At 71.3% G+C, this 11582-nt stretch carries 8 protein-coding genes; 3 read left to right on the forward strand and 5 right to left on the reverse strand.

Features of this window, described 5'->3' with window-relative positions:
* Positions 1-55: 55 nt before the first annotated feature.
* The gene (locus M3B01_RS05475) at positions 56-1417 is read right to left on the reverse strand and encodes a DNA/RNA non-specific endonuclease (protein ID WP_259790072.1); all 1362 of its coding nucleotides are present in this window, start codon (positions 1415-1417) and stop codon (positions 56-58) included.
* 230 nt (positions 1418-1647) lie between these two features.
* On the opposite strand from M3B01_RS05475, the gene M3B01_RS05480 reads away from it, so the two are divergent.
* From M3B01_RS05480 to M3B01_RS05490, 3 genes are all read left to right on the forward strand, one after another.
* The gene (locus tag M3B01_RS05480) at positions 1648-2955 is read left to right on the forward strand and encodes an ISL3 family transposase (protein WP_259790074.1); all 1308 of its coding nucleotides are present in this window, start codon (positions 1648-1650) and stop codon (positions 2953-2955) included.
* Between the two features lie 234 nt (positions 2956-3189).
* Positions 3190-3939 (forward strand): hypothetical protein, encoded by a 750-nt coding sequence (locus M3B01_RS05485; RefSeq protein ID WP_259790076.1) that lies wholly within the window; start codon positions 3190-3192, stop codon positions 3937-3939.
* A 59-nt stretch (positions 3940-3998) separates the two neighbouring features.
* Entirely contained in the window at positions 3999-5870 is a 1872-nt protein-coding gene (locus tag M3B01_RS05490; protein ID WP_259790078.1) for a hypothetical protein, read from the forward strand.
* Between the two features lie 317 nt (positions 5871-6187).
* Here M3B01_RS05490 and M3B01_RS05495 read toward each other — a convergent pair whose 3' ends face one another.
* The 4 genes from M3B01_RS05495 to M3B01_RS05510 form a co-directional block, all read right to left on the reverse strand.
* Positions 6188-7630, reverse strand: a complete 1443-nt coding sequence (locus M3B01_RS05495) for a hypothetical protein (RefSeq protein WP_259790080.1) — start codon at positions 7628-7630, stop codon at positions 6188-6190.
* On the reverse strand, positions 7627-8817 hold the full coding sequence (locus tag M3B01_RS05500) for an N-acetylglucosamine-6-phosphate deacetylase (RefSeq protein ID WP_259790082.1): 1191 nt from the start codon (positions 8815-8817) through the stop codon (positions 7627-7629). The genes M3B01_RS05495 and M3B01_RS05500 overlap by 4 nt, the downstream gene beginning before the upstream one ends.
* Complete coding sequence (locus M3B01_RS05505; RefSeq protein ID WP_259790084.1) at positions 8814-10343, reverse strand: sugar isomerase domain-containing protein; 1530 nt, start codon at positions 10341-10343, stop codon at positions 8814-8816. The genes M3B01_RS05500 and M3B01_RS05505 overlap by 4 nt, the downstream gene beginning before the upstream one ends.
* Positions 10340-11582 (reverse strand): AGE family epimerase/isomerase (locus M3B01_RS05510; RefSeq protein WP_259790086.1); only part of this gene is annotated, 1243 nt, incomplete at its 5' end. The genes M3B01_RS05505 and M3B01_RS05510, both read right to left, overlap by 4 nt.

Genomic DNA, 11582 nt, shown 5'->3' on the forward strand with positions numbered 1-11582 from the left:
CCGGCTCGGTCTCCGATCGACTCATGGTCCGTTCGACGTGGCCGACGGGCTCGGCTCAGTCGTCGAAGGTGGCACCGTCAGGGTAGTTGGGCAGGGTGTTATCGGCGATCACGTCGCCGTTCTCCGTGATGCGCACGTCGTAGCTCTCGGGCACGTACTCCCAGGGTGCACTGCCCTGGTCGGGGCCCACACCGGGTGGCTGCTCATCGCCCCAGTTGAAGCGGGTCTCATAGGAGTACTGGTGGCCGTGCTTCTCGATGCCGTCGGCCATCAGGCTCTCGTAGGCGTAGATGTTGTCGTCCACTCCGCTGCGGGCCTGGTTCACCTCGTCCCACTGGCGGGTGTAGTTGATCTCCTCGCGCACCCCGCCGAACTGGCGGGCCAGGGCGTGCCCGGCGTTGAACTCGATGCTCTCGGTGTCGCCGTCGGCGGTCATGTCGAAGCGCTCGGCGATCTTGGACTGGATGGACTGGCTGCGGGAGGTGTCCGGGTGCAGCTCCACCTCGGGCACGTACATGTGGTCCAGGCGGCCCAGCTCATCGGTGCTGTAGAAGACGTTCTCGTTGACGTGGTAGTTCGCATCTGGGAACACCTCGCGCAGGTTGGGGTTCATCGCGCCCCCGCCGCCGGTGGCCTCGACGTACACCACGCGGCCGTCGCCGTCGGTGTGGTACGTGCCGTGGTCGCCCACCTCGTACCTCGTGTTCGGGGCCAGCTCGATCGGGGCGCCGTCCGCATCCAGGCCGAAGGGCTTCGCGGCGCTTCCCGGTGCCAGCTCGTGATCGGCGTCCACGGTGATCGTGTCCGAGGTGCGGGGCGGCTCCAGCACCAGCCCGGTGCCGTCGAAGGCCAGCGGGGAGTCCGTGCCGATGGCGTCGCTGACCTGCTGAGCGACGGCGCCGGTCATCCGGCCGGTGCCCTCCACCGCCGATTCGGCGGCCGTGCCGAGGGCGTCCCCGATGGCGCCCGCGACACGGGCTACCCCCTGCGCTGCAGCATCCAGCGGGACGCTGAGGGCTGCCAGGGTGATCTGCGGGGTCGAGGCGGCGCGCAGCAGGCCGTCCGGTCCACCCACACCGCCATTGCCGCGCCCACTGTCGGCCCATCGACCACCATCGGCCCCGCTGCCCCCGTCTGCCACGTCACCGGCCGGGTCCGACGCCCGGTCCTGTTCCTCGGCATGGTCGCGGAGGGAACGCCCCTCCTCGCGCAGACGCATCTGGCAGTCCAGCAGGCGGGGCCGGATGCGGAAGGACCAATCGGCACGCAGGGCCATGGCATCCGGGCCCGCCCACGGGACCGCGTTGATCAGTGCTCCCAGGCGGGCGGTCATGTCCTCCAGGGAAGAGGAGCGGTCCTCGAGCAGCGAGCCCATGCGCTGCAAAGCCTGGGTATCAGCACCCTGGAATCCGCTCACTGCACGTCCCCTCAAGCCCGCTGTCAACGATGCTTCCACCGTAAGGATCGGGGGAAGGCCCGGCCATGGGTAGTTCTCCCCATGGCGCACCCGAACACTAAGGTGGCGTACATGAAAAGCGGCTCTTCGCAGTTGAGGGTGTAGAGGTCGTGGGCGCGTCGCTCGTGGGATAGGGGTCGAGGTCTTCCGATGATGGGAGTTCTGACGCAACCCACCGGGAAGACCTCGACGTGCCTGACGCTACCTTCACTCGCCCTGATTTGACCACGTTCGCTCGCCTCGATGACCTGGGACTGGAAGTCGTCGGGCAGCGGCTGGAGCCGGATCGGGCGGTGCTGGCCTGCCGGGTCGTGGCCGATGACGGCTGGTGCCGGCGCTGCGGGTGTGAGGGCGCCTCGCGTGACACGGTGGTCCGGCGTCTGGCGCACGAGCCGCTGGGTTGGCGTCCCACGACGCTGGAGGTCACGGTGCGCCGTTACCGGTGCACCGGGTGTGGGCACGTGTGGCGCCAGGACACCATCGCAGCGGCCGAACCTCGGGCGAAGCTCTCGCGTGGGGCGCTGCGGTGGGCGCCGGTGGCGATCGTGTCTCAGCACCTGACCGTGGCCCGCGTCGCTGAGTCTCTGGCGGTGTCGTGGAACACGGCCAACGCCGCGATCCTGGCCGAGGGGCGTCGCGTGCTGATCGATGATCCGCACCGGTTCGACGGGGTGAAGGTGTTGGGTGTGGATGAGCACGTGTGGCGTCACACCCGGCGCGGGGACAAGTACGTCGCCGTCATCATCGACCTCACCCCGGTGCGCGAGGGCACCGGCCCGGCCCGGCTGCTGGACATGGTCGAGGGCCGCTCCAAGACGGCGTTCAAGCAGTGGCTGTCCGACCGCCCCGAGTCCTGGCGGGCGGGTCTGGAGGTGGTGGCGATGGATGGGTTCTCCGGCTTCAAGACCGCCACCGCCGAGGAACTGCCCGACGCGGTCGCCGTCATGGACCCGTTTCACGTAGTCCGCTTGGCCGGCGACGCGCTGGATGAGTGCCGCCGCCGGGTCCAGCAGGAGACCCGCGGGCACCGCGGCCGCAAGGGCGACCCGCTGTATGCCGCCCGGCGCACGCTGCACACCGGCGCGGCGTTGCTCACCGACAAGCAGAACCAGCGGGTGGAGGCCCTGTTCGACGGCGATGAGCACGTGGCGGTCGAGGCGACCTGGGGCGTCTACCAGCACATGATCACCGCCTACCGCGAGCCTGACAGATCACGCGGCAAGCAGCTCATGTGCCAGCTGATCGACTCCCTCAGCCACGGCATGCCCGCAGGACTGAGCGAACTGCGCAAGCTCGGCCGCACCCTCAAGCGGCGCGCCGCCGACGTCCTGGCCTACTTCGACCGGCCCGGCACCTCCAACGGCCCCACCGAGGCCATCAACGGCCGCCTCGAGCACCTGCGCGGCTCGGCCCTCGGCTTCCGCAACCTCACCAACTACATCGCCCGATCACTGCTCGAAGCCGGCGGCTTTCGCCCGCGGCTACACCCTGCATTGTGAAGAGCCGCATAAGCACATCGTGCCGTATGCGGCCGCACCGAATTGCCCGACGCGGGCCCGGCACAGGTGATGGCCGTCACTTCGGTTTTCGGCTGGGCCCACGCACTGAGATGGAGCGTTGTTCGGGTAATAACTTGCCGCAGCTCGCCGATAAGAGTGCTGTGCGCCATGAGGCAGGCGCCGCTTCGCTCGTTGGCCAGGCCAACCGTTTGCACTGAGAGGCTTGATATACCGATGAGGCCCAAGGTGCTCGTGGTGGCGGCGACGATCACCTCCCTCCTGCTGGCCGGGTGTTCAAGCCCCGAAGAGGAACCTGCCGACGAGGTCCAGGTGATCGAGGGCATGGAGGCGTACGAGGACGCGCCCACCGACGTCGTCGTCGGCGACGACCTTGGCTTCACGCCTGTATCCCTTTACGCCGCCGGCGTCGTCCTCGACATGTCCGACGGAGAGGCGACCGCGCCGACGAAGGACGGTGCGGTCAGCATCATCTCCGCCTTCGACAACGACGGAAACGCAGTCTCCGCCGTCGTTCCCTCATTCGCGGGGCTCGAGCGCGCCGAGCCCGTGGTGCTCGACCACCTGAGCACCGCGGTCTCCCTCGCGATGACCCACCGGGTCTGGCCACCACCGATCCCGTCTCCGCACTCATCACGCAGGAGGTCATCCACTACGCGCCGTCCCTCGATGCACTGCAGGACGCAGTCAGGGATGAGGACGAATCCTCCACGGATGCGGCACTGCTCGAGGTGGTGCACCAAACGCTCGAGATGCTCGAGGGCTGGGGAGACGGCAGCTGGACCCCTCCGGACTACGGTGGCGCGCCCGAGCCGACGTCGGACGTCGGCGGGATGCGCGTCAACGCCCCCGTCCCGACGTCGCAGCTGCCCGACACGAGCCACCACCAGGTCAATCCCCGGCTGTCATCCGATCCATCCTCGGACCGAAGGCTGGAAGCTCAGCCCTGTGACGACGGCGAGCTGACCGGAACCCTCTGTGTGAATGAGGCGACCAGGACAGGCGGCGACAATGTCCTGCTGACGATGGATAGCCATGCCCGGGGCTGGAACGTCCTCTTCCTCGCCGACGACGGCGATACCCAGGCGGAGGTGCTCACTCTTGTTGAGCCGCAGGTGTACCGCGGCAACATCAAGAGCAGCACGCTGTGGGGGTCGTTGAGCGGTGGGGCCGAGTGGCTCGCGTGCCAGGCGTTCGGGAACGACGGCTGCGCTGACTACCTGTACGACCTGAGCCCCGACAAGCCCGGGCTGCAGCTCATCGAGATCACCGCAGACCAGGCCCGCCGCCCCGTCGTCGCTGTGAGTGCAGCGTCCGGCGGGATCGACCCGGTGGCGGAGCGCAACGACAGCTACGGGGTGGACGTCGATGAGGCTCGGGAGGTGGCGCGGATGCTGGACGTGTACAGCATGGTCATCGAGCCCTCCATCTCCCTCGTCTCCGGTGTCCCCAAGATGAAGCCAGAGGTGGAGGCGAAGAGGAGCGACCCCGAAGCGCTCAAGCGGGAGCCGGCGCACTGTGCACTCAGCAGCCTCAAGATGACCCCGGAGCGAGCGGCAGGCCTGTACCGGAGCCTGCTGCAGAAGCAGGGATCCTCGTCGGCTGTGGGCGACTTGGAGTTCTGGGAGGACACCCACTTCCTCAACCGAGTCGGCGAGATCATCTCCGATCCCACCTTCCTCCCGGGCTTCCTGAAGAGCCTGACCGGATGCGACCTCCTCGCGATGGGCGGCGACCTGCTCGTCGATGCCCTGCCCGGCGCGCTCGCGAGAGCTCTTCCCGGCGCGTGCCAGGCGATCACGGCGGTGGACTTCGGCTTCGGTGCCCAGGCCGCAGCAAGCCAGCTGGCCATGTACGACGGGTGGAACACCGGCAGCTTCTATGTCGACGTCCTGCCTCCGCTCATGCATCACGCGGTCGTGGCCGACCGGGAGGCGCGTCTGGAGGAGAACCGCAGGGTTGTCGAGGAGTACGACTGGCGGCACCCCACCGTGACGGTGAGCGACCGCTTCGGGAACCATGAGGCACTGGCGACGCTCGTCGCAGACGACGGCGTGTCGGTGGAGGAGATTTGGCGGAACGGCGAGGAGGTCGTCGACACCCGCGTCTGGTCACCTGCGAAGGACATCGAGCCGCAGGCGGAGGGCTCACTCGACGCCAGCTTCGTCGGAACGACGTACGCGCCCCTTGGGGACCCGCTCTTCTGGAGCGACGGGACGCGCGCCGGCGCCTATCTCGACGTCTCGCGCATGGACCTGCCCGGAGAGGGAGGGCTGCACGGGAACTGCATCTACTCCTACGTCGCCGACCAGCTGACCCTGAGACTGGCTGCCTACGAGTGCAGCGACACCTCCAACAAGTGGGGTGATCTGGGGCTCGACTACCGCTTCGCCTGGCGCGTGACCGACGACGGGCAGCTCGAGCAGTGGGCCCGAGAGCGGTACCTCGACGAGATCAGCGAGCCGTGGACGGAGGGGGAGCCCTATGTCGGCGCCCAAGAGGCCGACGCCGCCCAAGGGTCCCCCCTGAGCACATCCGGCGAGTACTGGCGCTTCACCTCCGACCTGGAGGTCGTGGAGCACGACTTCGGTGAGGGCGTCATCGAGCAGTTCGCCCCCGTTCCGTGGCCCGCGAATCCTGGTCTGGAACGCGACATCTACGAGGAGGACCTGCTGAGCCTGGTCGATGCCATGGAGGCGCGGGGGCAGACGGTCTCCGAGCTCGAGCGCATGTACATGTTGGAGGAGGGCAGCCTGGCCGGAATGAGCCTGGAGGAGGCCGTGCGCCACGTCCGTCCGGCGCTCGACCCGTACGAGTCTCACGTCTACCCGTCATGCCTCTCCGGGCTTCCGGTCAGGACCGAGTGGAGCGACAACCTCTGCGAGCACGACTACTAAGCCTGAATCCACACATCGGGACGGTGCCCGGCACGGGGCGCGCCGGAGCCAGTGGCCAGCAACGATCGACCATCGCCGCTGCCCAACGGCGCGCGCCGAGATCCGCCGGGTCCGCGACCTCGTCCGGAGGGGTCAACTTGATCGACCCGGTGAATCAGACTGAGCTTTGATCCTCCTGGTGAATCAGACTGACCCCTCCGGACAAGGTGTCCTTGTCCGGGCTGGCCGAGGCGGGGGGGGTTGGAGCCATCGCCGCCGAAGGTGTCGGGTGGCGCCCGTCCTCCAGGCGCACGGACGACCGGGACGGGCGGCGGTCGTCACCGCCGCGAAACGCGGCGGGCGCTCGCCGCGACCAGTTCCTCCACGGCTGCGACGAGCCGCTCCGCCGACCCACGCGCGAACGGGCCGGGCATGCCGTAGTACCGGTGCGCGTCCTCGACCTCGTACCCGCCGTACGGGTACTCCTCGGCTGGCGGAAGGTAGCCGGGGCAGCCGTCGCAGTAGCCGGCGACGATCGTCACGCCGTCCCCGACGACGGCGCGCACCGCCTCCGCGGTGGCGGCGAACGGCTCGCCGGGCAGGCCGACGACGGTCGCTGGCCCCCACCGCAGCAGCGTCACGCTGCCCTCCCACCGGTCGGCGACATCGCGCGGCCCCTCCTCTCGCCGAGAGCGGAGTTGTTGGGAAATAACTCCGCTGTCGGCGAGGTAGGGGGCTGGGTCTTGATGGGCGGCTGGGTCTTGATGGGCGGCTGGGTCTTGCTGGGGGGCTGGCTCTGGATGGGGGGCGGGCTCTTGTCGGGAGCGGGGGTGGGTGGTGGCCCAGTGGGACCAGGTGTTGTAGAGGGTGCGTTGGGCGTCGTCCTCGGTGAGTCGGGCGGCTTCGGACCACCGGGCGGACTCGGCCTGCAGTAGTTCTGGCGTGGGGACGTCGAGGAGGAGTGCGACGTCGGCACGCCAGCTACCGAGCGGGCCGTCCGCCTCCGTCGTGGCAGCGCCCACGTGCGCCAGCCCGTCCAGCACGGCTCGGGCGATCCGCCCACCGACCTCCGCGCACGCCTCGAAGGTGCGGCCCGCGGACGGTGCAGTGGTGATCGACGCCGCCGCCGTGTGGCCGGTGTTCGCGTCCCCGGCGCAGCCGGTGAGGAACAGGGCCACACCACCGAGCTCAGCCTCGAGGTGATCCCGCACCACACCGGGGTAGTCGGCGGTGAGCAGGAGGTTGTCGGCCCCCAGGATCACGGGGTGGCAGGCGTACGAGACCAGGACGGCGAGCACGGTGCCGTCGCCCCGCGTCAGGACGACCACGGGCAGGCTCGAGTCCACCGGCCCGTCGGGCCGGCGCCGGTTGCGGGCCACGCCGGGATCCGGCGCCTCAAAGGCCGCAAGAGCCACCGGCTCCCGCCCGGTCGCCGCCTCCTGCACCGCCTCCACGGCCGCGTCCTCCACGCGCGCGAGCCAGGCAGAGTCCACCCGTTCCCCGAGCCGCCCCGGCATGCTCACCGGCCCGCCGTGCGTGTGCGTCGCGTGGACGACGACGTCGCGCACCCCCGAGCACCGCTCCCGGATGCGCCGGCAGGTGTCCTCGTGCAGTCCCACGACGTCGACCGTCACCACCGCGGTGTCGCCCACAACCAAAGCCCGCACGGACAGCCGGTCGTGCGCGCCGACAGCAGGACGCGTGCGCGCGACGAACCCGGACATCAGCGCCCCCGGCTCAGGCGTGACGTCCCGGACCGCCACACCCGCCAGCACGCTCACGCCAGCACCTCGCCGCCGCGCACCACCTCGCGGACCTCGGCCGTCTCCGGGTCGAGCAGGAGCAGGTCGGCAGGGGCGCCAGGGGTGATCCGCCCAGGCGGCACGGCAACCGCGCGGGTCGAGGAGGAGCGGCCAGCGCGCGCCGCGGCCTGCTCCGCCAGCACCCGGGCGGGATTCGCGGTCGCCAAGCGGACGACGTCGGCGACCGGCAGTCCCGTCATCGTCCACGCGGCCGCGACGCACTCGGCCAGGCACCGCACTGCACCGGCCAGGTACGGCGTGCCGGCCACGACCAACCGGCCGTCCGCGCTGAGCTCCACCTGGCCGCCCACCGGTGTGTCATACGTCCCGGCCGGCATCCCGGCCAGCGCGACGGAGTCCGAGACGAGGAAGGACCGCTCGAGCCCCTTCGCGCGCAGCATCGCGGTGAGCGTGTCCGCCGGCAGGTGGTGACCGTCGGCGATGAAACCGGCCCGCAGCCGGTCGTCGGCGAGCTGGGCCCAGATGTAGTTGGGATGGCGGGGCAGCACGGCGTGCGCGCCGTTGCCGAGGTGAGTGGAGAGCGTCGCCCCGGCGTCGACGACGGCGCGAATCTCCTCCGCCGTCGCCGACGTGTGTCCCACGGCCACCTGCACGCCGCGCGCCACCGCACCCGCGGTGAACTCCGCCGCCCCGGGATGGTGCGGGGAGATCGTCACCATCCCGACGACGCCGTCACTCGCCTCCTGCCACCGGTCCAGCTCAGCCAGCGACGGCGGGCGCACGTGGTTCAGGTCGTGCGCCCCGCGCGGCCCGTCCTCCTCCGCGATGAACGGTCCCTCGACGTGCGCGAAGGGCACCGCCCGCGCGAGCCGCGGGTCGGACCGCCGGGCAAGCGCCACCGCCCGTAGCGAGGCGGTGATGGCCTCCTCGGAGCCGGTGATCACGGTCGGCACGAACGTCGTCGTCCCGCGGCGGGCGAGGGCGTCGGCGAGGTCGCCGATGGTCTCGGGCGTGACGTCCGGGCCGTTGACGTCGTACCCGCCGTACCCGTTCACCTGCAGGTCTACGTAGCCGGGGACCAGCCACGGGAGGTCGGCCGCCGCGGACCGGCTCGCGCGCACCTCTGAAATAACTCCGCTGTCGGCGAAGGGGGAGACGCGCAGGACTCGGCCGGACGTCGGGTCGCGGCCTTCCCAGGTGGTCATAGCGACCGGACCCGGCCGCGGAAGCGGTCGAGGAAGCGGCCGTTGGCCTCGTCCCCGCCGGGCGCATTGCCGCTGCGCCAGATCGGCGGGTCCTCACCGCGCGCGACGAGCTCCTCGATCGTGGCGAGCACGAGCCAGTTGAGCACATAGGCGTTGGCGAACGTGGACACCGCCCCGGACTTCTCCGCCGCGCCGTCGATCGCCATGACGGCGTCCCCGATCGGGACCTTGCAGTCGATCGCGACGTCGACCAGCTCGTGCAGGTTGTGCCCGCTCGGGTGGCGGGCGGGGTGGTCCGGCGCGGTGCCGTTCGCGTGCTCGTGGGAGCTGACGCCGATGAGCGTGACGCCCCGCACCCGCGCGGTGAGCGCGGCGTCGATGAGGGCGGCGTTGATCCCGTAGGCGTTGACCAGGACGAGCACGTCGTCCGCGCCCAGCCCCCGGTCTTCGATGACCACCCGCCCGTACCCCGGCGTGCGCTCCATCGCCATCGAGCGCAGCGCCCCGCTGGACAGCAGCGTGCCCTCGTCGAGGATCGCTGCCACGTGCATCAGCCCGCCGGCGCGGAAGAACACCTCCTGCGCGGCCAGGTTGGAGTGCCCGCCCGGCCCGAAGACGTGCACCAGCCGGTCCGCAGCGATCTGGTCCGCCAGCACCCGCGCGGCCGCGGCGACGGCGGGCGCCTCCTCGTCCCGGATCCGGGCAAGCAGCCCGGTCACCCGGTCGAGGTAGGCGGCGCCCAGCGCGGCGACGTCGGTCACGGGGAGCTCCTCCAGGTCGCCGGGTGCCGCCTCCTCGTCGAGGTAGAGCGTGCACGCCGGGTGGGTGCGCAGGACGGTCGCGGGGCACTGCGGGCCGACCGGCTCGGTGAGGGTGCGGCGCACCGCCTCGCGCTTGCGCTCGCCGGGGACGACGCAGAAGAGCCGTTCCCCGGATAGCAGCGCCGGGATCGTCAGCGTGATCGCGTGGGTGGGCACCGCCTCGACGGCGGGGAACAGGCCGTCCTCGACCTGCTGCACCCGGGACCGCTCGTCGAGCTCGACGACACGCACCAGCTCGGGATCCTGCAGGTCGGCGTCCGGCGGGTCGTTGAAGGCGATGTGCCCGTTCTCCCCGATGCCCAGGCACACGATGTCGATCGGCGCGGCGGCGAGCAGCTCGGCGTAGGCGCGGGCCGCTGCCTCCGGGTCATCCCCGGGCTCGATGCGGTGGACGGCACCGAAGCGGACCCGGTCGAAGATCGCGGCGTCCAGCCACCGCCCGAACCGCTGGGGAGCATCAGCATCGAGCCCGATGTACTCGTCCATGTGGAACGCGGTGACCCGGGACCAGTCGATGCCCGGCTCCGCGACCAGCCCGTCGAGCATGTCCTGCTGGCTCGGCGCGGCGGCGAAGACCATCCGCACGGTGGCGTCCGGGGCCCCGTCCAGCCGGCGCCGGAGCTCGGCGGCGACGTCGGCGGCAGCAGCCGCCCCCATGGCCTCGCGGGTGGGGTAGACCTCCACCTGCAGCGTGTCCTGACTCATCGTTCTCCTTTCGTGCCGGCGGTGCCGGTCGGCACCGGCCGGTAGCCGGCCTCCAGCTCCGCGAGGAGCAGCAGCGCGCGCGCCACGTGGAACGGGTCCTTGACCGGCAGCGCGACGACCTTCTCCAGCGGCGCCCCGGTCCGGGTGCGGATCTGCGTCCACTCCCGGCCCGGCCCCTCCGGGAACGTCGCCAGGGTGTAGTCGACCACCCGGTCGGCCCAGTTGGCGATTTCCGCGTCCCCGGTGAGCGTCTCCAGCAGCCGCAGCGCGTACATCGCCTCGGCGTGCGGCCACCACAGCTTGGTGTCCCACGTGTCGGTGACGAGCTGCTCGTACGGGTCGTCAAGCCGCTCGCCGCGGGGTGGCCCGCCGTCGACGTCCACGTACCGCAGCAGGCCGCCGTGCTCCGTGTCCCAGCCGTGCTCGCAGGCGCGCAGCGCGCACCGGGTGAGCGTGCCGACGTCGTCTAGCCCGGTGCCGCCGAGGAGGTCGCGGGCGTGGAGCGCGAACCACACCAGCTCCAGCGCGTGGCCCGGCGTGCGGTGCCGGGAGACGAGCAACTCCTGGCGGGAGGGGTCCGTGGGGGGCATCTCGGCGACGTCGTCGCCGGCCACGTGGCGGGCGGCAATCTCCTCACCCGCGCGGGCGACGACGGCGGCGGACGCGGCCGACCCCGTCACCCGGTGCACCTGCTCGCCCACGCCGAGCAGCATCATCGGCAGGGCGAGCGAACCGTGGCCGGCGGGCACGGGGTAGGGCTCGGTGGGCGCGGCGCCGGCGGCGATGAGGTCGGACGACCGGGTCAGGACGTCGTCGGCCAGGGCGCCCCATCCGCCGTCGGGATCCACGAGGGCGGTGCCGGCAAACCCGAGCGCGGCGAAGAGGTCGGCGAAAACGCTGGCGGCGAGCCCGCCCCGCTCGGCGGGACGCGGCTGGCCGGCCCGGTCGGTGAGGTAGGCGAGGCGCCCGTCGGGCAGGAGCGCGTGGTCCCGGACGAAACGAGAGGTCGAGACGCTCCACGCCGCGTACCGCTCGCCGTCCACGTCCAGCACCCCGGCCCGGGCGGCGAGCGCCACCCGGGCGGTGAGCCAGGCCCAGCGGCCCTGGGACCAGGTGTACTTGTCCGTGCTCACCAGCTGGGTGCCGAGGTTGTCCCAGCAGGTGAGCACCCCGCCGTGGACGTCGTCGGGGCCGTGGGCCCCCCCCCCCGCGCGGGCGGGCGCGGGGGGGGGGGCGGCC

Origin of the sequence: Brachybacterium sp. p3-SID957, from assembly GCF_025144775.1 — a bacterium.
Lineage (GTDB): Bacteria > Actinomycetota > Actinomycetes > Actinomycetales > Dermabacteraceae > Brachybacterium > Brachybacterium epidermidis.

Bases quoted from the DNA above. Each gene is read 5' to 3' on its own strand.
- M3B01_RS05490 (WP_259790078.1), top strand. From the start codon at position 3,999: ATGGATAGCCATGCCCGGGGCTGGAACGTCCTCTTCCTCGCCGACGAC.
- M3B01_RS05485 (WP_259790076.1), top strand. From the start codon at position 3,190: ATGAGGCCCAAGGTGCTCGTGGTGGCGGCGACGATCACCTCCCTCCTG.
- M3B01_RS05500 (WP_259790082.1), bottom strand. From the start codon at position 8,817: ATGACCACCTGGGAAGGCCGCGACCCGACGTCCGGCCGAGTCCTGCGC.
- M3B01_RS05505 (WP_259790084.1), bottom strand. From the start codon at position 10,343: ATGAGTCAGGACACGCTGCAGGTGGAGGTCTACCCCACCCGCGAGGCC.